21 protein-coding genes are annotated in these 21,640 nt (G+C 71.1%); 11 read left to right on the top strand and 10 right to left on the bottom strand.

Annotation, left to right across the window (positions count from 1 at the left end; all coding sequences use genetic code 11):
- Positions 1 to 54: 54 nt before the first annotated feature.
- From rpsU to pedF, 3 genes are all read right to left on the bottom strand, one after another.
- Positions 55 to 267, bottom strand: coding sequence for a 30S ribosomal protein S21 (gene rpsU / locus EV685_RS06970; RefSeq protein WP_012346814.1), 213 nt, complete (start codon positions 265 to 267; stop codon positions 55 to 57).
- 279 nt (positions 268 to 546) lie between these two features.
- Entirely contained in the window at positions 547 to 1,404 is an 858-nt protein-coding gene (locus EV685_RS06965; protein WP_130481274.1) for a substrate-binding periplasmic protein, read from the bottom strand.
- A gap of 108 nt (positions 1,405 to 1,512) precedes the next feature.
- Positions 1,513 to 1,995, bottom strand: coding sequence for a cytochrome c-550 PedF (gene pedF / locus EV685_RS06960; protein ID WP_130481273.1), 483 nt, complete (start codon positions 1,993 to 1,995; stop codon positions 1,513 to 1,515).
- A gap of 325 nt (positions 1,996 to 2,320) precedes the next feature.
- Between pedF and EV685_RS06955 the strand changes: the two genes are divergently transcribed.
- The gene (locus tag EV685_RS06955; RefSeq protein ID WP_130481272.1) at positions 2,321 to 4,591 is read left to right on the top strand and encodes a sigma-54-dependent Fis family transcriptional regulator; all 2,271 of its coding nucleotides are present in this window, start codon (positions 2,321 to 2,323) and stop codon (positions 4,589 to 4,591) included.
- Between the two features lie 31 nt (positions 4,592 to 4,622).
- On the opposite strand, the gene EV685_RS06950 is transcribed toward EV685_RS06955, so the two are convergent.
- Complete coding sequence (locus EV685_RS06950; RefSeq protein WP_130481271.1) at positions 4,623 to 5,624, bottom strand: hypothetical protein; 1,002 nt, start codon at positions 5,622 to 5,624, stop codon at positions 4,623 to 4,625.
- A gap of 432 nt (positions 5,625 to 6,056) precedes the next feature.
- Between EV685_RS06950 and EV685_RS06945 the strand changes: the two genes are divergently transcribed.
- The 9 genes from EV685_RS06945 (at position 6,057) to EV685_RS06905 (ending at position 13,531) form a co-directional block, all read left to right on the top strand.
- Positions 6,057 to 6,953 carry an MBL fold metallo-hydrolase gene (locus tag EV685_RS06945; protein WP_130481270.1) on the top strand — a complete coding sequence of 299 codons (897 nt, stop codon included), beginning with the start codon at positions 6,057 to 6,059 and terminating at the stop codon, positions 6,951 to 6,953.
- On the top strand, positions 6,953 to 7,693 hold the full coding sequence (locus tag EV685_RS06940) for an ABC transporter ATP-binding protein (RefSeq protein WP_207224778.1): 741 nt from the start codon (positions 6,953 to 6,955) through the stop codon (positions 7,691 to 7,693). Before EV685_RS06945 ends, EV685_RS06940 begins: the two co-directional genes overlap by 1 nt.
- Positions 7,694 to 7,928: 235 nt before the next feature.
- Positions 7,929 to 9,062, top strand: coding sequence for an ABC transporter substrate-binding protein (locus EV685_RS06935; RefSeq protein ID WP_130481269.1), 1,134 nt, complete (start codon positions 7,929 to 7,931; stop codon positions 9,060 to 9,062).
- Positions 9,059 to 9,901 carry an ABC transporter permease gene (locus tag EV685_RS06930; RefSeq protein ID WP_130481268.1) on the top strand — a complete coding sequence of 281 codons (843 nt, stop codon included), beginning with the start codon at positions 9,059 to 9,061 and terminating at the stop codon, positions 9,899 to 9,901. The genes EV685_RS06935 and EV685_RS06930 overlap by 4 nt, the downstream gene beginning before the upstream one ends.
- A gap of 1 nt (position 9,902) precedes the next feature.
- The gene (locus tag EV685_RS06925) at positions 9,903 to 10,595 is read left to right on the top strand and encodes a hypothetical protein (RefSeq protein WP_130481267.1); all 693 of its coding nucleotides are present in this window, start codon (positions 9,903 to 9,905) and stop codon (positions 10,593 to 10,595) included.
- A 3-nt stretch (positions 10,596 to 10,598) separates the two neighbouring features.
- Positions 10,599 to 11,213, top strand: a complete 615-nt coding sequence (locus tag EV685_RS06920; protein WP_130481266.1) for a hypothetical protein — start codon at positions 10,599 to 10,601, stop codon at positions 11,211 to 11,213.
- Positions 11,214 to 11,266: 53 nt separating this feature from the next.
- Entirely contained in the window at positions 11,267 to 11,761 is a 495-nt protein-coding gene (locus EV685_RS06915) for a hypothetical protein (RefSeq protein WP_130481265.1), read from the top strand.
- Between the two features lie 13 nt (positions 11,762 to 11,774).
- Entirely contained in the window at positions 11,775 to 12,542 is a 768-nt protein-coding gene (locus tag EV685_RS06910) for a hypothetical protein (protein ID WP_242615469.1), read from the top strand.
- Entirely contained in the window at positions 12,533 to 13,531 is a 999-nt protein-coding gene (locus EV685_RS06905; RefSeq protein ID WP_130481264.1) for a tripartite tricarboxylate transporter substrate binding protein, read from the top strand. The genes EV685_RS06910 and EV685_RS06905 overlap by 10 nt, the downstream gene beginning before the upstream one ends.
- A 55-nt stretch (positions 13,532 to 13,586) precedes the next feature.
- Here EV685_RS06905 and EV685_RS06900 read toward each other — a convergent pair whose 3' ends face one another.
- Complete coding sequence (locus EV685_RS06900) at positions 13,587 to 14,198, bottom strand: CAP domain-containing protein (protein ID WP_165396735.1); 612 nt, start codon at positions 14,196 to 14,198, stop codon at positions 13,587 to 13,589.
- A 261-nt stretch (positions 14,199 to 14,459) separates the two neighbouring features.
- On the opposite strand from EV685_RS06900, the gene EV685_RS06895 reads away from it, so the two are divergent.
- Entirely contained in the window at positions 14,460 to 15,347 is an 888-nt protein-coding gene (locus EV685_RS06895) for a 23S rRNA (adenine(2030)-N(6))-methyltransferase RlmJ (RefSeq protein ID WP_130481262.1), read from the top strand.
- A 71-nt stretch (positions 15,348 to 15,418) separates the two neighbouring features.
- On the opposite strand, the gene EV685_RS06890 is transcribed toward EV685_RS06895, so the two are convergent.
- The 5 genes from EV685_RS06890 to EV685_RS06870 are packed head-to-tail and all read right to left on the bottom strand — an operon-like array spanning position 15,419 to position 21,633.
- A complete protein-coding gene (locus tag EV685_RS06890; protein ID WP_130481261.1) occupies positions 15,419 to 16,783 on the bottom strand; it encodes an aminoglycoside phosphotransferase family protein in 1,365 nt (454 codons plus the stop codon).
- Positions 16,780 to 17,418, bottom strand: a complete 639-nt coding sequence (locus tag EV685_RS06885; protein WP_165396734.1) for a histidine phosphatase family protein — start codon at positions 17,416 to 17,418, stop codon at positions 16,780 to 16,782. Before EV685_RS06885 ends, EV685_RS06890 begins: the two co-directional genes overlap by 4 nt.
- Before the next feature lie 14 nt (positions 17,419 to 17,432).
- Complete coding sequence (locus EV685_RS06880; RefSeq protein WP_165396733.1) at positions 17,433 to 18,710, bottom strand: glycosyltransferase family 4 protein; 1,278 nt, start codon at positions 18,708 to 18,710, stop codon at positions 17,433 to 17,435.
- Positions 18,707 to 20,047 carry an aminoglycoside phosphotransferase family protein gene (locus EV685_RS06875; protein ID WP_130481258.1) on the bottom strand — a complete coding sequence of 447 codons (1,341 nt, stop codon included), beginning with the start codon at positions 20,045 to 20,047 and terminating at the stop codon, positions 18,707 to 18,709. The genes EV685_RS06880 and EV685_RS06875 overlap by 4 nt, the downstream gene beginning before the upstream one ends.
- Positions 20,044 to 21,633, bottom strand: coding sequence for an efflux transporter outer membrane subunit (locus tag EV685_RS06870; RefSeq protein ID WP_165396732.1), 1,590 nt, complete (start codon positions 21,631 to 21,633; stop codon positions 20,044 to 20,046). Before EV685_RS06870 ends, EV685_RS06875 begins: the two co-directional genes overlap by 4 nt.
- Positions 21,634 to 21,640: the final 7 nt, after the last annotated feature.

The raw sequence follows: 21,640 nt of genomic DNA, 5'->3' as shown, positions 1-21,640 counted from the left end.
GCTCATTCGTTCGACTGGCCGGCTGCATGCATCCGGTTCAGCCGCGCGGGGCGATCAGTACAGCTTCTTGGGGAGCTGCATCGAACGCACGCGCTTGTAGTGGCGCTTGACGGCCGCAGCCTTCTTGCGCTTGCGCTCGGCGGTGGGCTTCTCGTAGAACTCGCGGGCGCGCAGTTCGGTCAGCAGGCCGAGCTTCTCGATGGTGCGCTTGAAGCGGCGCAGGGCCACGTCGAACGGCTCGTTTTCCTTGACACGGATGGTCGTCATGAACTGAAGGATCCTTCGGTTGTGCCCTCGGTGGTCGGTGTCTTGATGGGGTTCCGCGCGGAGCGGTCCAAGCCGGGTAGTCCCCGGTTCGGACCGACAACCCTCTGATCACCAACTCGATCAGGCCTATTGCAGCAAAGACCGAAATTATAGACAAAGTTTTCGGAGGCTGGTCCAGCTTCACGCCACAAAATTCCCGGAGGCGGAAAACCGAAGTACTTCGGGGTGGCTTTCCGCCCTGCGTGCGAATACCTGTGCGGTCGGACCGGTGCGGCCGGCTCAGACCTTTTGCCAGGCCAGTCCGCCGCCGGCGAATATCTCGCGCAGGCGACCTTGTTCGGCCAGCTCGTTGAGGCTGCTCTGCAGCGCACGGGCCAGGTCCCCGGAACTGCGCTTGACCGCCATGCCCACCGCCCAGCCGTCGCGCGGGGCACGCGGGATCGGCAGCGGGGTGATGGCATAGCGGGGGTCGTCGCGCAGGGTCGATTCCAGTTCCGAACGCAGACCAGCCGCCACCGGCACCTCGCCCTTGCGCAGCATCAGGGCGGCATCGACGCCGTTGCCCATGTCGGTCAGCAACTGCTCGCGCAGGCGACCGTTTTCGGCGCCGATCATCAGCCAGCCGGCCAGTGACAGACCCGGCACCGCGATGCGGCGGTTGCGCAGGTCGTCCAGGCTGTCGAGCTTGGGGACGACGCTCAGGTCACGCGCGATCACCACACGTTCGCGCCAGTAGGGGCCGAAGATTTCGACCTGTGGGCTGGCATCGATCAAGGGGCGGTCGACCGGCACGTGCAGCAGCACGTCGGCGGGGCCCCAGCCGAGGTAGTGGCCACGCCAGACCATGTTGCGCAGGTCGTCGGACATGTTCTCGCCAGCCGCGAACGGCAGCACCGACGGCTGGACACCCAGGCCGCTGGCCAGCGCCTTCGCCAGCTCGATCTCGATGCCTTTGCCTTCCGTGTGGAAGGGCGGCAGGTCGTTGTAGATGCCGACGATCAGCCGGCCGCGGGCACGCACCTTTTCCAGCGCCGAGGCGCCGTCGGCCGCCTGGGCCAGGGCGCGGCTCGTGGAGGTGGCGGCGCCGAGCGCCAGGGCCAGGGCGCTGCCCTGCTGCAGGAAACGACGACGGTTCATGGCGGGACTCTCTTGGTTCGGCGCTTCGGAGGGCGCCTGGACGATCAGAAGCGACATCGGCGCCACAGAGGCGCCGAACGGGAAAGGGCTGCGGCGGCCAGCCGTCGCTCAGAGCGGCTTCTCGCGGCGGGTTTCGAGGTAGGCCTTGATCGACCAGACCGCTTCCTGCGACAAGATGCCCTCGAACGGCGGCATGTAGACCGCGCCGTTGCGGACCTTGCCGCGGCGCACGCTGCCAGCGAAATAGTCGTCCATTTCCTTCACGCAAGCAGACTTGCGGCGGGCGTCCTTGGCACTGGCGCAGTCGTTGTCGAGTTTGCGCAGGTCGGGCGCGATGCCGCCGGAGATGGCTTCCAGGCCGTGGCAGCGGGCGCAGTTCTGGTTGTAGGCCGACGTGCCGATCGCGATCGCCTTGTCGTTGGCGCGGTACGGGTTCTCGGGCCGCCAATCCTCGCCGAGCGGCGGCAAGGTGCTGGTGTCGACCGCTTGCGGCGTGACGTCACCATGGGCCAGGGCCCAGGTGCTGAGGCCGGCGAGGGCCAGGGCGGCGAGGGTGCGCGCCACGGGGCGCAGGGTCAGGGAGCGGGGCATCGACGTGTCTCCGGATCGTTGGGAAATGTGCTCGGGGCCGGAGTCTGCAACGTCCGTGCCATGCCGACTTCGGCCGTCTCGGCAGCCCAGGTGGCGGGTGGTTTGCGGGGTTGTCCGGGTGCGCTGTTGCGACTTGGCGCGCGCGACACGGTGTCGGCTTGTGTCATTCCGTGGTGCCCTTCGATGTGCTCCATCGTGAGACACACCCGGGACACTCCCGGGTGGCAAGAGGTGCCAGGCTCGACCATCCTTCGGCCTGTCCGATGCCCGGTTGTGCCGGTGCGCGCCTCCGTCACACCCGCAAGAACAGAGTCTGGAGACCTGCATGTCCACGAGTTACCTGCCGCCGATCGGCAGCGCACGCGCCCGCCTGCAGGCCGAGGAGCCCCGCCGCCCGGTCGCCTCAGCGCTGCAACTGCCGGAGGAACACGTCGAACGCATCGACCAGTCGCATGAGCGTTGCCAGGCGCTCGGCCTGTCGCGCATCGAGCGGCCCGATTTTTCGCCGCTCGGCCGCACCGACCTGTCGGTCGTGCGCGAACGCAACCAGCGTCTCTATGCCCACGCCTCGCCGGTCATGGAGATGCTGCACGACCAGATCGTCGAGTCGAAGAGCATGGTGGTGCTGACCGATGCGACCGGCGTGATCCTGCATTCGATCGGCGTGGACGACTTCCTCAGCCGCGCCTCCAAGGTCGCGCTGGCGCCCGGTGCCAACTGGTCCGAGCAGTACAAGGGCACCAATGCGGTCGGCACCGCGCTGATCGAGGAGCGCCCGGTGCTGGTCCATGCCGATGAGCACTACCTGCATGCCAACCATTTCCTGACCTGCTCGGCCGCACCCATCCTGGACCCGCGCGGCAACATCCTGGGCGTGCTCGACGTCTCGGGCGACCACCGCGGCTACCACCAGCACACCATGGGGCTGGTCAAGATGAGCGCGCGGATGATCGAGAACCACTGGCTCACCGACGACTACCGCAACGTCATGCGCCTGCACTTCCACAGCCGGGTCGAGTTCATCGGCACCTTGATGGAGGGCATCGTCGCGGTCAGCCAGGACGGCAAGCTGGTGGGTGCCAACCGTGGCGCGCTGGAGCAGCTGGGCCTGAGCGGCGCGGCCCTGCGCATGCACAGCCTGAGCACGCTGTTCGGCACCACGGTCGCCGCGCTGGTTGACCGCTTCCGCTCGCCGCTGGCGACGCCGCTGCCGCTGGAGACCAACAACGGCCGCCAGTTCCACGTCTACGCACGCTTCAACTGGCCGGTCTGGCAGAGCTTTGACACGATGCTGCGCGAGCAGACCGGCGATCTGGCGACCGGTGGCGCGGCGACGGCGGCGGGCGAGGCCGGCTCGGCGTCCGCCAGTGCGCCTACGGCCAGCACGCCGTCCCCCTTCGCGCCGTCCCCCTTCCCGCCGTCGGGGTCTGCCGGCCCGGTGTCGGGTGCCGGGTCGGTCGCCGCGTCGGGTGCATCACCCGCCGGTGGCGCCGCCCGCGACGGGCTGGCCCGACTGGCCACCGGCGATGCGGCGGTCGGATCGCTGCTCGACAAGATCCGTCGCGTGCTCAACCGCGACATCCCCATCCTCGTGCTGGGTGAGACCGGCACCGGCAAGGAACTGCTGGCCCGCGCCATCCACCAGGATTCCGACCGCGCCAAGCAGCCCTTCGTGGCGGTCAACTGCGCCTCCATCCCGGACACGCTGATCGAGGCCGAGCTGTTCGGCTACGAGGAAGGCGCCTTCACCGGCGCGCGCCGCAAGGGCGCGGTCGGCAAGATCGTCCAGGCCAACGGCGGCACGCTCTTCCTCGACGAGATCGGCGACATGCCGATCGCCCTGCAGGCCCACCTGCTGCGGGTGCTGCAGGAGCGTCAGGTGACGCCGCTGGGCAGCGCCAAGTCGGTCGCGGTCGACGTCATGCTGGTCTGCGCGACCCACCGCAACCTGCGCGAGATGATCGAGCAGAAGACCTTCCGCGAGGACCTCTACTACCGCCTCAACGGCCTGGCCGTGCGCCTGCCCCCGCTGCGTGAACGCAGCGACCTGCTGCCGCTGGTCGAACGCATCCTGGAGCGCGAATGCGGTCGCACCGCGCCCACGCTCAGCGCCGAGGTGATGCGGCTGTTCCAGGCCTATGCCTGGCCCGGCAACGTGCGCCAGTTGTTCAACGTGCTGCGCACCGCCTGCGTCATGGCGGCGGGCGAGCGCGTCATCACGCGCGACCACCTGTCGGACGACTTCATCGAGGACGCCCGTCGAGCGCTCGACGAGCGTCAGGCGCGCGCCGCCGTCACGCCCGAGGGGCGCGCCGAGTTGACGATGCCGGCGGCTGCGGCCCTGTCTTCGGCGGCTGTCGCGGCAACAGCTGTCGCCGACCTGCCGGTGTCGACCCTGGGCTCTGCGAGCCTGCCACCCGGCGTGGCCCGTGGCATGCCGGTGGAGGCAACGCCGCGCTCGCTGGAGGACATCGAGCTGATGTCGATCCGCACGGCGGTCGAGGCGGCCGGCGGCAACATCTCCGTGGCGGCCAAGCAGCTGGGCATCAGCCGCAACACCATCTACCGCAAGCTGCGCTGGAACAAGCCGGCCTGATGCGCGGCGGTCGACGGATGGGTGCGGCGCCTCAGCGCTCGGCGGGCGCCGACTCGAAGGCCTGTTCCTCGCGCTCGCGCCAGGCCCTTTGCCAGTTCAGGGCATGTCGCTCGCCACGGGTCAGCCCGGACGGAACGCCCGGCAGGGAGCTCGGCGCGGGATCGGTCTCGCCGACACCCGCAGCCAGCGCGGCATCGACCGCGCGCCGCAGGGACTGCCAGTACGCCGCCTGTGCGGCGGGCGCGGCCAGCGCGCCGATGTCACCTTGTTCGGGCAGCCAGCGCGGGCTTGGGCCCGGCAGGTCTGCGCCGATCTGCTCCAGCCGTGCCACCCCTGCGAACAGGCCGTCGAGCGTGGCGTCGCGCAGGTCGGGCGCGCCGTCGCTCCAGGACAGGCCGTGCGCCGTCGCCACGCCGCTGGGCGCATGCCACCACAGCGTCGTCACGGTGCCGGGCGTGCGTTCGATGAGCCACCAGTGCCAAGGGCCGAGCCGACCCTGGTCGCCGCTCAGCAGCGACCCGGGGCGAGGGATCGAGACCGGGTCACCCAGGTCACCGGCCTGCTTGCCCAGCCGCGATGCCAGCCGCTCGACACAGTGGCCGCAGCGTTCGGCCATGGCGGCGGCGACGTCGGCATGGGCCCACAAGCGCACGCCGGCCGGCAGCCCGGCAAGTCCGAGCACCAGCTCCGGACGCGGCCACGGCGCGATCGCGTCGCTGACGTCGCGACCAAAGCGGCAGCGGATGTTGGCGGCCAGCGCGCGCCCGTATGCCGCACTCGGCCCGGCGCCGACCAGCCAGGTGCGGGTGCCGTCGATCAGCAGCAAGAGGTTGGATATCGCGCCCCGGTTGACGTCATTGCTGTCGCCCGGTGCACCTGGCAGCCACCACAGGTCCGGGCCCAGCGCTTGCCAGCCGGCAATGGCGGGCTGGCCGGACGGCGTCGTGCAAGGGACGGCCGCGGGCGTGGGCGGCGCGTCCTGGGCGCTGGCCGTGGTCGACACGGTGCTGGACAGCAGGGTCAGCGCCAGCATCAAAGAGCGTCCGATCCGCATGGGAGCCGAAGTGGAGGCGGAAGCCGAGGTAGTAGCGGGGACAGGAGCGGGGACAGGAGCGGGAGCGATGGAGGTCACGTCAGCAAGTGGTTCGAAAAGCTGGGCGCGGTGCGACACAGTGTCACGCCGCCGCTGCGACAGCATAGGGGCGACCGGTCGTGCGACGTGCATGGAGCGCCGAACCCATGCGCCAACGCAGCGATGTGTCACCTTGGAACAGTGTTCGACGGTGCCGGGCGCAGCCGCTGGCGCGGCGTGGGTGGCTGGCTCGGTGTTTTCCATCAAAACGAACGGTCGTTCGGTGGCCGTGCGCGTCAAGTTGACGGGCCTGTCTCGCGGCATGTCTCTTGCTCGACACCGCTTTGACACCGCCCCGCGTGTCGGCGCCAAGACGCCTGTCGGGAGCGGCCCATGAACCAGGCGAGGAAGTACAGCGATGTGGGGTCAGACGTGAAGCTGGTGGTGCTCAAGGGCGGCGTGGACGCCGTGCCGCTGCCCCAGCGCAGCCAGTTGGCGCACATGCCGCCCAGTCGCACGGCGGGCGCGGCGGCGCTGTCGGGCGACGGTCGGCACTGGTTGCTGGTCAATGTGACGCCGGCCGTGGCCGACCAGTTGGCGACCGACGCCCGGCTGCTGCGCCATCCCGGGCTGGCTGATGCCGCCGTGCGCACCGTCGTGCTGACGGATGCGCAGATGGACCATGTCACGGGCTTGCTGAGCCTGCGTGACGGCGCCCCCATCCACCTGTTCGCGACGCCAGCGGTGTTCGAGGAACTCAGCCACAACCTGCCGGTGCTGCCGATGCTGGAGCACTACTGCGGCGTGCACTGGCATGTCATCCCGGTGGCCGGCGAATGCCGCAGCGCGGTGTTCCAGGTCGACGGCCAGCCGCAGCTTGAATTCACGGCGGTGGCCACCGATGGCCCGCTGCCTCGCCACAGTCACCACGCCAGTGGGCCGCAGGTCGGCTCGACCATCGCGCTGGCGGTGCGTGACCTGCAGACCGGCCAGCGCTTTTTCTGCGCTTCCAGCGTGGCCGGGGTTGGCGCCATGGCCGGGGAATGGATGCGCGAGGCCGACTGCGTGCTGCTGGGCGGCAGCCCGGCCAGCCCGGCGCATGAATCGCCGGCCGCCCTGCGCTGGACGCCCGACGCCGCCAACGAGCCATGGAGCGCCCTCGAAGGTGCGCGGGCCAGTCGACGGCTGGTGCTGGAGTCGGCCGACGATGCCCAGACCACGGTGCGTGAGCAACTGATCGAGCGCTGGGGACTCGAACCCGCATCGGACCGCATGGAGGTCGAACTCTGATGAGCCTGAACACCGGCACCCCGCCGATCCTGCGCGTCGACCGACTGGTCAAGCGCTATGGCGAGCGGGTCGCACTCGCGGGCCTGAGCCTGCAGATTCCGCCCGGTCAGCGGGTGGCCCTGCTCGGGCCCAACGGCGCCGGCAAGTCGACCTTGTTCCAGGTCCTGACGGGGCTTTTTGCGGCCGACGAAGGCGATGTCGACGTCGCGGGCATCGCGGTGCGTCGCTCGCCCTCGGCCGCCTTGCGCCACATCGGCGTGGTGTTCCAGCAGATGTCGCTGGATCTGGATCTGTCGGTCGAACGCAACCTGCGCTTTCACGCCGACCTGCATGGCCTGCCACGCAGCGTCACAACCGAGCGCATCGCGCTGGGCTGTGCCGCCATGGGCCTGGGCACCGAGCTGGGCCGCACGGTGCGTGAACTCTCAGGCGGCAACCGCCGCAAGGTCGAGCTCGTGCGGGCCTTGTTGCACCGCCCGGCGCTGGTGCTGATGGATGAGCCGACCGTCGGCCTGGACCCGAAATCGCGCCGCGACCTGCTGGCCGCCATCCGGGCCGATGTCGCCGCCCGGGCCAGCAGCGTGCTCTGGGCCACGCACCTGGTCGAAGAGGCAGAAGCGGCCGACCGCGTCGTGGTGCTGCACAAAGGCAAGCTGCTGGCAGACGGCACGCCGGCCGAGGTGGCCGCAGCGCTCGGAGGCACGCGCTTGGAGGAAGCCTTCATCCACGCCACGACTTGAGCGGAGCCACGCCCCGATGAGGGCGCCATCACGCCCCCATCACGCGCCCAACAACGATCCGAGACCGCGGCCCCGGACGGGCCGCACCGAACCGCCCCTCGATGGGCGGTCGGACCCAGAACACAGGAGACAAACGATGCGCACCCCCTTCCACGGCCGCTGCGGCCGGACGGCCCTTCTGTCCGTCCGTCCCTCGCAGCGACAGGTCCGAACGGTCAGACCGGTCCTGTTGGGCATGGCAGGCCTGCTGGCGATGACGCTGGCGCAGGCCGCAGCCTTCAAGGCCGTGCTGATTGCCCCCGAGGACGACCCGCGGCTGGACCGCAACCGGATCGAGCGGGCCTACCTGGGCCACACCGGCGGTCCGGCGGCCGATGGCATCCGGGTGGCGTTGAAGGAAGCGGCGCTCGAACTGGAGTCGGCCGGCGCGACGGTGAGCTTCGAGGTCGTCAACGTCGCCGCCACGCCGGAGGCCGCACGCGCGGCTGCCGAGAAGGCGGAGAAGGGCGGCGCGACCTTTGTGCTGACCGACCTGTCGCCGGCCCAGACGCTGGCCGTGGCCGATGCGGTCAAGCTGCCGGTCATCAACGTCGGCGATGCCAGCGACGCGCTGCGCGAGAAGGACTGCCGCCCCCGCCTGTTCCACACCCTGCCCAGCGACCGCATGCGCGCCGATGCCTTGGCGCAGACCCTGGTGGCGCAGAAGTGGTCCGGCGTGCTGCTGCTGACCGGCCCGAGCCCGGCCGATGCCCAGCGCAGCGCCGTGGCGCAGGCGGCAATCAAGCGCTACGGCCTGAAGCTGGCCGGCAGCAAGCCCTTCAAGCTCTCGGGCGACCCGCGCGAGCGTGACCTGGCCAATCCGGCGCTGCTGACACAGGGCAGCTACGACGTCGTCTGGGTGGTCGACAGCGACGGCGAGTTCGCCCGCAGCCTGCCCTACCGCACGGTCCTGCCGCGCCCGGTGGTCGGCGATGCCGGCCTGACGGCGGTGGCCTGGCATCCGCAGTACGAGCGCTACGGCGCGCCGCAGGTCTCGCGTCGCTTCACCCGCGATGCCAAGCGGCCGATGGGCGGCCATGAGTGGTCGGCCTGGATGGCCGGCAAGGCCATTGCGGCGGCGGCCGTCGAGGCCCCCAAGGGTCCGGCCGCCGCGGTGCACAAGGCTTTGGCTGCCCTGGAGTTGGACGGCTCCAAGGGCGTGACGATGGGCTTTCGTCCGTGGGACGGCCAGATGCGCCAGACGATGTTGATGACCGACGGGCAGGGCGTCGTCTCGCTGGCGCCGTCCGACGGCATCCTGCACCCGAAGAACAAGCTCGACACCCTGGGTGCTGACGCGCCCGAAAAGCTCTGCAAGGCGCGCGGATGACCTCACCGAACGATGCTGCGGCGCGCACCGGCCTGCCGCACGCGCTGCAGGCGATGTGGGCGATCGTCGCCCGCGAACTCGCCAAGTTCATGCGCCAGACCGGCCGGCTGGTGTCGGCCCTGGTGCGCCCGCTGCTGTGGCTGGCGGTGTTCGCGGCGGGCTTTCGCAACGTCTTCGGGGTGGCGATCGCTGAGCCCTACGACACCTACATCCCCTACGACGTCTACATCGCGCCCGGGCTGATCGGCATGGTGCTGCTGTTCAACGGCATGCAGTCCAGCCTGGCGATGGTCTATGACCGGGAAATGGGCCTGATGCGCCTGTTGCTGACCGCGCCGCTGCCACGCACCTGGATCTTGCTGTCCAAGCTGGTGGCGACCGCCGTGCTGTCGCTGATCCAGGCGCTGGCCTTTGTCGCCATCGCCTGGTTGCTCGGCACCGAACTGCCGGTCTGGGGGCCACAGACGCCGCACGTCATCGTCGCGGCGGTCAGCGCCGCGCTGATGCTGGGCGCGCTGGGCCTGCTGCTGAGCGTCCACATCAAGCAGCTCGAGAACTTCGCCGGCACGATGAACTTCGTCATCTTCCCGATGTACTTCATGTCCACCGCGCTCTATCCGCTGTGGAAGCTGGAGGAGGCGGGCGCCGACTGGGTCTTCCAGATCGCCCGCTTCAACCCCTTCACCCATGCCGTCGAGTGGCTGCGCTTTGCGCTCTACGACAAGGACCCGGGCATGTCGCCGTGGATCGTGCTGGGCACGCTGGCCCTTTGTTTTGGCGTCGCCAGCTGGGGCTATGACCCGCAGCGTGGCTTCGGCGCCCTGACCAAGCGTGGCTGACATGGGTGCGATCCGCAACAAGCGCGACGGCGCACCGGCGATCGAGCCGATCTGGCTGGAGTGGCTGACGCTCGGCGGCCTGCTGATCTTCGCGACCTGGCTGCTGGGCGTGCGCGGGGTCTGGGGTCTGCTGCTGCGCTCCGATCCGACGGGGCTGACGCTGGTCATCATCGTCATCTTTGCCGGTGCGACCCTGTGGTGCGGCGCCCGATCGCGGGAGCTGCAGCACCAGCGCCGGCTGATGGAGGCGGCCCGGCAACGTCCGGTGGCCGGTCATGCCGAACACGATGCCGACGGCTGGGCCGCGAGCTACTGGGCGGCGCTGGCGGCATCGCCGCGCGATGCCGATGCGCCGCTGGACCTGCTGCTTGAACAGGCGCAGGGGCCGCACCACACCGCCTGGTGGGTCAACGGCATCCAGCTCAAGCTGGGCCTGCTGGGCAAGGTGATCGGCTTCTCGATCCTGGCCATCCAGATCGGCCAGCTGCAGAGCTTTGACCCGAACCAGACCCAGGACCTGCTGCGCACGCTGACCTCGGGACTGGGCATCGCCTTGCTGACCACCATGGTCGGCCTGGTCGGCAACATCCTGCTGGGACTGCAGCTGACCCGGCTGGACCGCTATGCCGACCTCTTCATCGCCGACTGCCAGCGCCTGGGCCTGCGCCACGCCGGCACGGCCGGGCAGGGCTGAGCGATGGCACGAGCACGCCGGGCCCGGAGTGGCCGCGAGGCCGAGGTCGATCCCTTCTACGACATGTTGTTCAACATGTTGATCGCCTTCGTCTTCTGCTTCCTGATCGCCTTGCTGGCGATGAACCCGAAGGCGCTGAAGGCCGGCGACATCCCTGCCAAGGCCGAGTACATCGTCACCGTCTCCTGGCCCGACCTGAATCCCAACGACATCGACACCTGGGTGCAGGACCCGGGTGGCAACCTGGTCTGGTTCCGCGCCCGCGAAGCTGGCCTGATGCACCTGGACCGCGATGACCGGGGGCTGGCCAACGACACCATCGTCGTCAACGGCCGTCAGGTCGTGAACCCGCTCAACCAGGAGGTGGTGACGCTGCGCGGCATCGCCCCGGGCGAGTACACCGTCAACGCCCACTACTACGACAGCAAGGACGGCAAGCCGGTGGAGGTGACCGTCAGCATCGTCAAGGTCAACCCGCGCGCCGAGGTCGTGTACTACGGCTCGCTGCCGCTGGCCCGCAAGGGCGACGAAGGCACCGCCGCGCGCTTCACGCTGCTGTCGGACGGCGCGGTCACCCAGATCAACACGCTGCCGAAGTCGCTGGTGCAGCGACTCTGAACGAAGCCGATGAACACGCCGTACACGATGAACCCGATCGACATGAGCCACGCATGACCCTCGCCCTGACCCTCACCTTCGTCGTGCTGGCCGCACTGACCGTGCTGGCGCTGCTGTGGTCCCGCTGGCCTGGCTGGCTCAAGGGCCTGCTGGTGACCGGCGTGGCGGTCTTCTATTTCTGGGCCGACGGCGTGGTGCACGACCTCGCCGGCTGGCCGACCACCGACGCGCTGCCCGAACGCTTCGTGCTGCTGGCCGCCGTCATCGAGGAGCCGACCAACAAGGGCCCGGGCGCGCTGTTCATCTGGGTCCAGGCGCTGCAGGACGGCAAGCCCGTGCGCCAGCCGCGTGGCTACCAGTTGCCCTACGCCAAGGACCTGCATGCGCTGCTCAACGAGGGCATCAAGAAGTCGCGCCAGGGCGTCACGCAGATGGGCCAGGCCGAACCGAAGGCCGGTCGCAAGGGTCTGAACTGGCTGCGGCCGGGCAGCGACGAGCAGGTCGTCAAGATCCGCGACCTGCCCGCGCCGCAACTGCCGGAGAAATGACGTGAACTCGCCGATGCCACGTGAACGTCCCGGTCGACGGCGGGTCTTGTCGGCACCGCTGCGGCGCACGCTGCTGGCTGCACTGATCGGTGCGGCCATCGTTGGCAGCGTGGTGCTGGGCGGCTGCAGCCCGTCCGGCGCGGCCGTGGCGATGTTTCCGCTCGAAGGCGGGCACCGCTGGGTCTACCGCCAGACCAGCACCTGGGAGAACGACGTCGTCGAGCGCGACGAGCTGGTGATCACCAGCCGTGGTGCCGATGACCTGTCCGGCATCGGTCGTGCTTGGCACCGGCGCAGCGACTCGGGCGTCGACTACTGGCTGCGCAGCGACGACAGCGGTGTCTACCGGGTGGCGAGCAAGAACGACACCGAGGCCGAGCCGGTGGCCGATCCGGCACCGCGTTACGTGCTGCGCCAGCCGCTGGTGGTCGGCACGCAGTGGCAGGCCAGCACGACCGCCTACCTGTTGCGGCGCCGGCAGGAGTTTCCGCCCGAGATCCGCCATACCCATGCGCCGGTCATCATGACCTACACGATCGAGGCGGTCGGCGAGACCGTCGACAGCGCCGCAGGCCGCTACAGCCTGTGCGTCCGGGTCAAGGGCACGGCGCAGATGCGCCTGTTCGCCGACCCGGTGCAGGGCTGGCGCGACCTGCCGCTGACCACCACCGAGTGGTATTGCCCAGGCCCGGGCCTGGTGCGCGTGGTGCGCGAGGAACCGGCCAACTCGACCTTTCTGGTCGGGGGCACACAGACCCTGGAGTTGAACGAATGGCACTGATCCAACGCCGCCGCCTGCTGGCCTGGCTGGCTTCCTGCAGCGCCGGTTCGGCCGCCGCGCTGCCGGTGGCCAGCCTGGCGCAGGACGGCCGATTTCCCCAGCGGACCATCACCCTGTGGGTGCCGTGGCCGGCTGGCGGCGCGACCGATCTGACGATGCGCCTGCTGGCCGAACTGGCCAGCCACAAGCTGGGCCAGCGCGTGGTGGTCGAAAACCGTTCCGGCGCCGGTGGCACGCTGGTCATGCCGGTGCTGCAGCAAGCCGCGCCCGATGGCTACACCATCGCCCAGCTGCCCCAGCCGGTGCTGCGCGCGCCACATGTCCAGAAGGTGTTGTGGGACCCGATCCGCGACACCACGCCCATCCTGCAGCTGACCGGCGTGACCTTCGGCATCGTCGTGCCCGCCGCCAGCGAGCTGCGCAGCGTCGAGGACCTGTTCGCCTGGGCCCGCAGCCGTCCGGGCGAACTGACCCTCGCCACCAACGGCGTGGGCACCACCCCACACGTCGTCATGGACGACCTGTTCGGTCGTCGCAGCCTGACCTACACCCACGTGCCCTACAAGGGCACGGCCGAGCAGATGCTGGCGGTGTCGGCCGGGCAGGTCATGGTGGGCGTCAATTCCAACGGCTTCGCGCCCTATGTCGACAGCGGCAAGCTGCGCCTGCTGGCCACCTTCGGCGGCCAGCGCACCCAGCGCTGGCCGCAGGTGCCCACGCTCAAGGAGCTGGGCCACGGCATCGTCGCCAGCTCGCCCTACGGCCTGGTCGGCCCGCGTGGCCTGCCCGCCGAGGTGGTGCAGGTGCTGCACGACGCCTTCCGGTCGGCCCTGAACGACCCGGCCCATGTGGCCGAACTGGCGAAGTACGACCAGACCGTCGACTACCTCGGCCCGGACGACTACGGCCGCTCGATGCGCGAGGCCTATGCGGCCGAAAAGCGCACGGTCGAGCGACTGGGTCTGGCGCGGGGCGGCAGCGGCGGCTGAGCCACAGGCGCAGGATGGGCCTGGTGGGTCGGTTTCGGCGGACCCGCGTTCGGCTTCAGGATGCCGGCCGGGCCAGCACCAGCGTCCAGTAGCGCACGTTGCTGCGGTTGACGACGCAGGCCAGCCCGATCTCGGTGACCGAGGGCGACATCAGGTTGGCGCAGTGCGGTGGACTTTCCTGCCAGAGCTTCATCGCGGCCGCCGTGTCGAGCAAGCCCTTGCGGGCGCTGCTGGCGGGACCGCGGGCGATGTTCTCGGCCACCCGGACATAGCGGTAGCCGGTGTTGGTCACGCGTTGCGCTGGGGTGTCCTGCGCCGAACCGTCGTGCTCGAAATACGACCGGTTGGCCATGTCCAGGCTGTGGACCTGCGCGGCCTCGTAAAGCTGGGCGTTCCAGCGCACACGGCCGGCGGCCGGGTAGCGGCCCAAGCCGCCGCAGACCTGGGGCTGGGCCCGGATCAGCGACAGCCGTTCGGTCGCCACCTCCTTCATCCCGAGCTCGCCGCAGTTGGCCTCGCCGGCGGGCAGCACGGCCTCGCCCGTGATGGTCTGGGTGACCGGCTCGGGCGAGGCTTCGCCGGCAGACCCTTCGGCGCCGGTGGCGCCGTCACTGCCCCCGCCGCCACAAGCGACCAGCGCCAGGTTCAGGGCGACCAGCAGGCTCATCCCGACACGGCTCGGTCCGCTCGCGCGGGGTCGGAGGGGGACGTGATCTTCGACGGTGGGCGCGCGCTTCATGGCCAGTCAGCTTCTGGGTCGGACGGTGTCGTCGCAGCGTCGCAGCGGGACCTGCGCTCGCCTGGGTTCTGACCTGACGATAGTGTGTAAGCTGACGGCCGGGTGATCGGCCTTCGTTCGCTTTTTGCATTTCGGGGCATTTCGTTGCCGTCACGCCACCCAACTCCGTAGAACCCCCAGCCCTATCCGATGCTCGCCTACCGACACGCCTTCCATGCCGGCAACCATGCCGACGTCCTCAAGCACCTGGTGCTGGTCCAGGTGCTGCGCCACATGGCTCTCAAGGACAAGCCCTACCGCCTGGTCGACACCCATGCCGGCGGCGGCGGCTATGCGCTGGACAGCGCCCAGGCGCAGAAGAAGGGCGAGTACCTGCAGGGCATCGCCCGCCTGTGGGACGTCGACGACGCACCCGCCGCCGTGACCGACTACCTCGATCTGGTGCGGGCCTTCAACGCCCGCCAGAACACCGATGGCGGCGCGTCCGGTGGCGCCGCAGGCGGCTCCTTGCCGCTGCGCCACTACCCGGGCTCGCCGGCCATTGCCCAGGCCTTGTTGCGGCCGATGGACCAGCTGCGGCTGTTCGAGCTGCACCCGACCGAGTTCGGCATCTTGTCGGACCACCTCGGCCACGCGCGGGGCGTGCAACTCGCCCAGGCCGACGGCTTCGAGTCGCTCAAGGGCCAGTTGCCGCCGCCGTCGCGCCGGGCCGTGGTGCTGATGGACCCGTCCTACGAACTGGCCAGCGACTACGCCCGCGTGGTCGACAGCCTGCGCGATGCGCTCAGGCGCTTTGCCGAAGGGGTCTACGTGGTCTGGTATCCGCAGGTCAGCCGGGTCGAGGCCGGCCAGTTGCCGCGCCGGCTCCAGGCGCTGGCGCCCAAGGGCTGGCTGCATGCGCGCATCAGCGTCCAGCAGGCCGATGCCCAGGGCTATGGCCTGACCGGCAGCGGCATGTTCATCCTCAACCCGCCGTACACCCTGCACGCCACGCTGGCCGCCTGCCTGCCGTGGCTGGTCGAGCGGCTGGCCCAGCATCACCACGCGACCTACTTGCTGGACCAGCACGTGGTGTGACGGCGTGCCTTGACGGCGTGCCTTGACGGCGTGCATTGACGGCGTGCCTTGACGGCGCGCCTTGGCGACGATCAGGGCGCGTCCGGGCAGATCGCCTCGGCCTGTGCCAGCAGGGCGCTTGCCAGGCGGGTCATGCCCGGCGCGTGGTGCCGCACGCAGGTCTTGACCTGACGCGACAGCAGCAGGGTGGCCACATGCCACCGGTAGCTGGGCAGCAGATCGGGGTCGCCGCCTGCCGCGATGCAGGTCTGCGGCCAGGCGGCCAGCGGCCCGGCCAGGCCGGCCGCCTGGGCCGGGTCCAGCAGGCCGATCAGCATCAGCCGGGTCGACAGCAGCGCCATGTCCCAGGCTGGGTCGCCCACCATCAGGCTGTCCAGGTCGATGAAGGCGACGCCGCCGTCCGGGCGCAGCAGCAGGTTGCCGGTGTGCAGGTCGCCGTGCAGCAAGGCAGCGGGCCGGTCACCCCGCTCAGGCACGCAGCGGCCCAGCCGGTCGGCCAGCGCCTGGGCCCGGTCGGACAAGCCCGGCAGCGCCGCCCGGATCCTTTTCATGACCTTGTGGTCCAGCCGGCGGTGGACCTGCGCGCCGCTCTGGCGCGGCAACATCTCCAGGCCGTCCAGCGGCTGTCGGTGCAGGTCGACCAGGGCGGTGGCGGCCTGCTGCAGCACGGCGTCCCAGCCGCGATCCCGGGCGGCGTCTTCCAGGCGGATGCCGGGCAGGAAGCGCTCCCAGCGCAGCGCGGACGGTTCGGACTGCAGCGGGTCTGCGATCAGGGGCTTGGCGTTCAAGGGCTCGGCCATCAAGGGTTCAGCCACCAAGGGCTCGGCCATTTGCCAGCGCCGCCCCGGTTGCTGCCACAGCCGGCGCAAGGCCGTCGCATGGGCCACGCCTTGGCGCTGGGCCTTCATGACCCAGCCGGCGGAGGCGTCGGCATCCGCCGACAGCGGCGCGTCGGGCCGCTGCGGATCGAGCTGCCAGCGCAACGCCAGCCGCTCGCCCGGCGCGTAGGACAGGAGGCTGGCGCGCAAGCGGGCATGGCGAGGCAAGGTCTCCGGCAGCGCCAGCCGTGCCAGATCGGGCGACAGCCAACGGGCCAGCGGCAGGCCGGCCGGGTCGTCGGGCCAGAGCCAGGCCTGCGCGCGAGCCTGCGGCAACCACCGTGCCGGTTCGGCGGTCAAGGGCTCGGCGCCTGGCGTGGCGAACAGCAGCGTGACCCGACCGCCTGGGGCACACGCCAGCCGGTAGACCACCTGCAGTTGCCGGCCGGGCAGGTAGTAGACGTTCTCGACCTCGGCGGGTGTGGCCGGCCAGCCCAGCGAGGCGGCCAGACCGCTGTCCAGCCAGTCCGAGCCGAAGCACCAGCGCCGTTGCGGGAAGTCGGTCGGTGGCGGCGCGTCGGGGTCGTCGCCATCGCGGTGGGACCAGGGGATGTTCATGGTGTGTCTGTGCCTGTCACCGCATCGTTGGCCAGTTCCACCGGCAGGCCGCAGCGGGCGGGTCCGCCTTCCGGGTGGACCTGAACCGGCAGGACCACGACCGAGCCATTGGCCGGCTTGTAGTCGCGCGTGGCCAGCATGCCGCGCACGTCCAGCGCGCGCAGCCGGCCCAGCAGCAGGCGCAGGCTCCAGAAGTGCGCCACGACAACCACGGTGTCGCCCCGCGACAGCGGCGGCGCCAGCGTCGGCAGCCAGGCATCGACGCGGCGTTCGACATCGGCCAGGCTCTCGCCGCCGGGCATGGGCTGGTCGATGTGTGTGTGCCGCAGCCTCAGCGGCGGGCCGTCCTTGCTGCGGCCGGTGTGGATGCCGTAGTCGATCTCGCGCAGGGCCTCGTGGCGTTGCAGGACCAGTCCGTCGCGGCCAGCCTGGATCGCCTGGGCGGTGACGACCGCGCGTTGCAGCGTGCTGGCGTGCAGCGCGGCGATCGGGCGATCGCGCAACAACTCGGCGGCGCGCCGGGCCTGGGCCTCGCCGACCTCGTCCAGCGGCAGGTCGAGCCAGCCGACGTGCTGCTGGCCATTGCCGGCCGTGCGGCCGTGGCGCACCAGGATCAGGCTGCCCGTCCGGGGCATGACGGCAGCCGGCCTCATCCGCGCACCGGCCGGGCCGCTGGCTGCAGCAGCTCGTCGTAGAGCGCACCGAGTCGGTCGGCACTGCGTTGCCAGCCCAGCGTGGCGACACGGGCCGGGCCGGCCCGACCGAGTGCGTGGCGCCGGTCCGGATCGCGCAACAAGCCGCCGATGGCCGCCGCAAGGGCGTCGACGTCGTCGCTGGCCACCAACTCGGCCGGCCGGTCCCGGTCGGCCAGCTCGCCGTCGCCGACCACCTCGGGGATGGCGCCGGCCCGGCTCGCGACGATGGCCGTGCCGCAGGCCATGGCCTCGACCAGCATCAGGCCGTAGCCTTCCCAGCGCGACGGCGCGGCGAGCAGGTCGATCGCCTGGTAGAGCGTGGGCATGTCCTGCAGGTGACCGGGCAGGCTGACACGGTTGGCCGGCAGGCGCAGCGCGGCGGCGAGGGCCAGCAGCTCATCGCGGGTCGCCGTGTCATCGGCCGAGCCGACCAGCAGCCAGCGGGCCTCGGGATGTGCGTGCCGCAGACGGGCGGCGGCGCGCAGCAGCAGGTCTTGCCCCTTCTGGCGACTGAGCCGGCCGACCAGGGCGATCCAGGGCTGGCTGGCCAGGCCCGCCGGATCCGCCGGGTCTGCCGGATCCCCGTCGCCCGCCGTCCAGCCCAGTTGTGGCAGCAGGCGCTGGCGGGCGGCCAGCCGGGCCGCCGCGTCGGCGGCTGGCCGGAAGCGTTCGCCGTCGACCCCGTTGGGCACCACGACCACCCGGCCCGCCGCCAGCCCCAGGCGCTCCTCGACATGGCCGGCAACCGCCGTGGAACAGGCCACCAGCGCGGCGCTGCGCTCGGCCAGTTGCCGGTCCAGCGCCAGACTGCCGTCGGCCTGCCACTTGTTGTCGTATTGGTTGTGATAGTGCGCGACCAGCGGCAGACCGGTGGGTCCGAGCGCGGCGGCCTGCAGCCGAGCCTGCAGGTTGGGCTTGTAGGAATGGGTGTGCAGCAGCGCGATGCGGTGACGGTGGAGCCACTCGCCGAAGGCGGCTTGCCGGGCCAGCGGACCGTCGCCTGCGACGCAGCCGCTGACGCGGATGCCGGCCGCCTCGAAACGGGCCAGCCGCTCCGCACGCGCCTGGGCGGCCTGGTCGGTCTGGTCGGCACTGCTGGCCGGCGGGCTCATGACGTAGAGGTGGCGCTCCCAGCGCGCGGCCGGCAGGCGCGACAGCAACTGCCAGGCGGCCTCCGGCACGCCGCCCAACCCGGCGGTGTTGAGGACATGGCCGATGGGACGCGCCGTCATGACCATGCCCGATCGCCCGCCAGGCGCAAGGCGCGGTCGAGCCGATGACCGTAGGAGACAGGCTCCAGCGTGTCCTTCTTCAGTGCAAGTCCGAGGTGGTAGATCTCGGCGCAGAGCCGGTGCCAGCGCAGCCGCCGGGCGTCTTGCCGGATCGACTCGGGTGTGCTCGACAGGGCCCGTGCGCGCGCGCCCAGACAGGCCTCGGTCAGCGCGTCGTGGTCGACCTGTGGCCGAGCCTGAGCGGCATCCCGGGCCAGCGCCGGCACGTCCTGGCTGAGCGAGGCCAGCAAGATCCCCAGGTCACGCAGCGGGTCGCCCCGGTGGGCCAGGTCGAAGTCGGTGATGGACCAGGTCGGGTCCGCACCGACCAGAAACTGCGAGCAGACGAAATCGCCGTGGCAGAAGCCGACCGGGCCGTCGATGCCGTCGTCCGGATCGGGCAGGTGCCCGACCGCCTCGGCCAGACGCGCGACCGGGTCGACCAGGTCCGGCCGCATCCAGCCGATCCAGGCCAGATCGGTGCGGGCCTGGGCCTGCCAATGGGCGATGCTGCGCAGTGCCAGCGTCGGCACATCCAGTTGCTGCAGACGGGCGTGGCGCTGCGCGATGCCCTCGATCCAGCCGGTGGCATTGGCCGGCGTGACCTGCTCGGCCAGATCCTCGCCGGGCAGGCAGGTCTGGAAATACAGCGCCTGCTGGGGCTTGAGCGCGATCGGCGCGGAGACCCGATAGCCGTGCTGCGGCCATTCACCGACCGGCGACCCGAACGCCTGCCGCTGCGCCGCCTCGTCGATGAGTCCCAGCAGCCCGTAGGCCTGGGCATAGCGCGAGCGGCGCTTGAACTTGCCGATGGCCACACGCCCGCCCGCATGGCGCAGCCGGAAGGTCAAGCGCCGCAGCGGCACATAACGAAGGATCTGCAGCCCGGCGCCGGCCGGTGTCGCCGCCAGCCAGTTGGCCATCTCGGACAGGTAGGGGTCGTGTGGCAGCCGCAACCAGTCCAGCCGGGCCGGCGCCTGGGGGCGCAGGTCGGCGCTCAGGGTGTAGGCCAACAGGCCGCCGGCGGCGGTGGCGTCGCGTTGCTGGATCGACCAGTAGGCGCGCTCCAGCGTCCAGCGCCCGTCGGGCTGGCGCACGCCCTTGAGTTCGGCCTGTATGCGCGCGTCCGGCGGCGCCACCGGGCCGAGCCGGATCGCCTCGCGCAGGGCCTGCACCGGTTCGGCCCAGGGGTGGTCGTCGGCGACGACGGCATAGGGCCGACGCGCGGGGCGGTCGATCGGATGGACGGCATGGCTGTCGATGTCGAGCCGGTCGGCCAGCGGGCGTTGGGTGGTCATGGTCGGTCTCGCGCAGGCAAGTGCGGCGTGGTCAGCGTGCTCAGCTCGGTGGTGGCCAGGGTGGCCAGGGTGGGCGGTGTGGCGCGGGACGCGGTGGCGCCATCCCAGCCGCCACCCAGCGCCCGGTACAGCAGCACATGGGCACGGGCGCGGGCTTCGCGGGCGTCGAGCAGGGCCTGTTCATTGAGCAGCAGCTGGCGGCGGGCCTCCAGCACCACACCCAGGTCGACCGCCCCGGCCTGCAGGCGCAGCTCGGCCAGCCTGACCGCCTCGGCGCCGGCCTGTGCGGCGGCCTGTTCATGGGTCTGGCGCGCGCCGGTTTCCTCGATCACCGCAAGCGCCTCATGGACCTCGCGCCAGGCCACCAGCGCGACCTGCAGGTAGTCCTGCACCAGGGCGTCTCGGCCGGCCTCGCGCTGCGCGACCTCGGCACGGCGCTGACCACCGTCGAACAGCACGGCGCCCAGCTCGGCCGCGACCGACCAGGCGAATGCCGCCGGTTGGGTCAGGAGTGCGAGCCGACCGGCCTCGCGGCCGACCTGGGCGCCCACGGTCAGGCGGGGCCACAGGGCAGCCCGGGCGGCGGCGACATCGGCATCGGCGGCGTCCAGCATGGCCTCGATGCGGCGCACATCGGGCCGGCGTGACAGCAGCACGCCGGGCAGGCCGGCGGCCGGCAGGTCGTCGCTGCGCAAGCTCGACAGCGACAAGGCCGGCAGCGCCAGGTCCTGACCCGGCCGCGCCAGCAAGGTCGCCAGGGCTTCCAGGGCCAGGCGTTGGCGCAGGCGCAGCGGTGCGATGGCCGCTTCGCTGCTCGACAGGGCGGCCTGCTGGCGCGCCAGGTCCAGGCCATTGGCCCGACCGGCCTGTTTCTGGGCCTCCAGCAGCGCCAGCAGCCGGCGGTGGTTGGCGACATGGGCGTGGACCAGGGCCAGCCGGTCGTGCAGGCCACGCAGCTCGACATGCAGCGTCGCGACCTCGGCGGCCAGTTGCAGGCGCAGCGAGCGCTCGTCCAGCCGGGCGGCTTGCCAGGCGGCCGACCGGGCGCGGGCGGCGTCGTCCAGGCCGCCGGCCAGGTCGACCTCCCAGGCCAGTTGCAGATCGGCGCCCAGGCGTGTGGCCGCGCTGCCCGCGCCGGGCTCGCGTTCGCGTCCGGCCGAGGCCGCCGCACTCAGCTGAGGCAGCCGGGCGCCGTCGGCCTGTCGCATCAGGGCGCGCGCCTGTGCCACCCGGGCCTGGGCCGCCCGCACACCTGGCCACGCCTGCTGGGCCTGTGCGACATGACCGGCCAGCAGCTCGCCGCCGAAGCGCGCCCAGCCTTGCTGCGCGTCCGGCCAGGCGTTCGTGCGGGCCTCGGGCGGACCGGCCCATGCCGGCGGTGCCAAGGCCTCGGCGGCGGCGCGGGCCCGCGCCGGTCCGCCGTCGGGCGCGGTGGCCGGGCCCGCCAGGGGGGAGCTTGTGTTCGATGTCGCGGCCGGGCCGGTGGCGCAGGCCGTCAACAGCGCCAGCGCGCAAGCGGCGGCGCCGCCCCGTGCGATCCGTTGATGGCGACGTGGCGAAGCTTCGGCGGCGTGGCGGTCGTTCATGCGGTGT

The sequence above is a fragment of the Sphaerotilus mobilis genome (assembly GCF_004216565.1).
In the GTDB taxonomy this organism is placed as follows: Bacteria; Pseudomonadota; Gammaproteobacteria; order Burkholderiales; family Burkholderiaceae_C; genus Sphaerotilus; species Sphaerotilus mobilis.
The sequence above is the reverse complement of the archived record's forward strand: the minus strand, read 5'-3'. Positions and strand labels throughout refer to the sequence as shown.

Coding starts and splice junctions, on each gene's coding strand:
- EV685_RS06930 (WP_130481268.1), top strand. CDS start 9,059: ATGACCTCACCGAACGATGCTGCGGCGCGCACCGGCCTGCCGCACGCG.
- EV685_RS06900 (WP_165396735.1), bottom strand. CDS start 14,198: ATGAGCCTGCTGGTCGCCCTGAACCTGGCGCTGGTCGCTTGTGGCGGC.
- EV685_RS06940 (WP_207224778.1), top strand. CDS start 6,953: ATGAGCCTGAACACCGGCACCCCGCCGATCCTGCGCGTCGACCGACTG.
- EV685_RS06870 (WP_165396732.1), bottom strand. CDS start 21,633: ATGAACGACCGCCACGCCGCCGAAGCTTCGCCACGTCGCCATCAACGG.
- EV685_RS06950 (WP_130481271.1), bottom strand. CDS start 5,624: ATGCTGGCGCTGACCCTGCTGTCCAGCACCGTGTCGACCACGGCCAGC.
- EV685_RS06895 (WP_130481262.1), top strand. CDS start 14,460: ATGCTCGCCTACCGACACGCCTTCCATGCCGGCAACCATGCCGACGTC.
- EV685_RS06880 (WP_165396733.1), bottom strand. CDS start 18,710: ATGACGGCGCGTCCCATCGGCCATGTCCTCAACACCGCCGGGTTGGGC.
- EV685_RS06910 (WP_242615469.1), top strand. CDS start 11,775: ATGCCACGTGAACGTCCCGGTCGACGGCGGGTCTTGTCGGCACCGCTG.
- EV685_RS06955 (WP_130481272.1), top strand. CDS start 2,321: ATGTCCACGAGTTACCTGCCGCCGATCGGCAGCGCACGCGCCCGCCTG.
- EV685_RS06935 (WP_130481269.1), top strand. CDS start 7,929: ATGGCAGGCCTGCTGGCGATGACGCTGGCGCAGGCCGCAGCCTTCAAG.
- EV685_RS06890 (WP_130481261.1), bottom strand. CDS start 16,783: ATGAACATCCCCTGGTCCCACCGCGATGGCGACGACCCCGACGCGCCG.
- pedF (WP_130481273.1), bottom strand. CDS start 1,995: ATGCCCCGCTCCCTGACCCTGCGCCCCGTGGCGCGCACCCTCGCCGCC.
- EV685_RS06905 (WP_130481264.1), top strand. CDS start 12,533: ATGGCACTGATCCAACGCCGCCGCCTGCTGGCCTGGCTGGCTTCCTGC.
- EV685_RS06875 (WP_130481258.1), bottom strand. CDS start 20,047: ATGACCACCCAACGCCCGCTGGCCGACCGGCTCGACATCGACAGCCAT.
- EV685_RS06920 (WP_130481266.1), top strand. CDS start 10,599: ATGGCACGAGCACGCCGGGCCCGGAGTGGCCGCGAGGCCGAGGTCGAT.
- EV685_RS06915 (WP_130481265.1), top strand. CDS start 11,267: ATGACCCTCGCCCTGACCCTCACCTTCGTCGTGCTGGCCGCACTGACC.
- EV685_RS06925 (WP_130481267.1), top strand. CDS start 9,903: ATGGGTGCGATCCGCAACAAGCGCGACGGCGCACCGGCGATCGAGCCG.
- rpsU (WP_012346814.1), bottom strand. CDS start 267: ATGACGACCATCCGTGTCAAGGAAAACGAGCCGTTCGACGTGGCCCTG.
- EV685_RS06945 (WP_130481270.1), top strand. CDS start 6,057: ATGAACCAGGCGAGGAAGTACAGCGATGTGGGGTCAGACGTGAAGCTG.
- EV685_RS06965 (WP_130481274.1), bottom strand. CDS start 1,404: ATGAACCGTCGTCGTTTCCTGCAGCAGGGCAGCGCCCTGGCCCTGGCG.
- EV685_RS06885 (WP_165396734.1), bottom strand. CDS start 17,418: ATGCCCCGGACGGGCAGCCTGATCCTGGTGCGCCACGGCCGCACGGCC.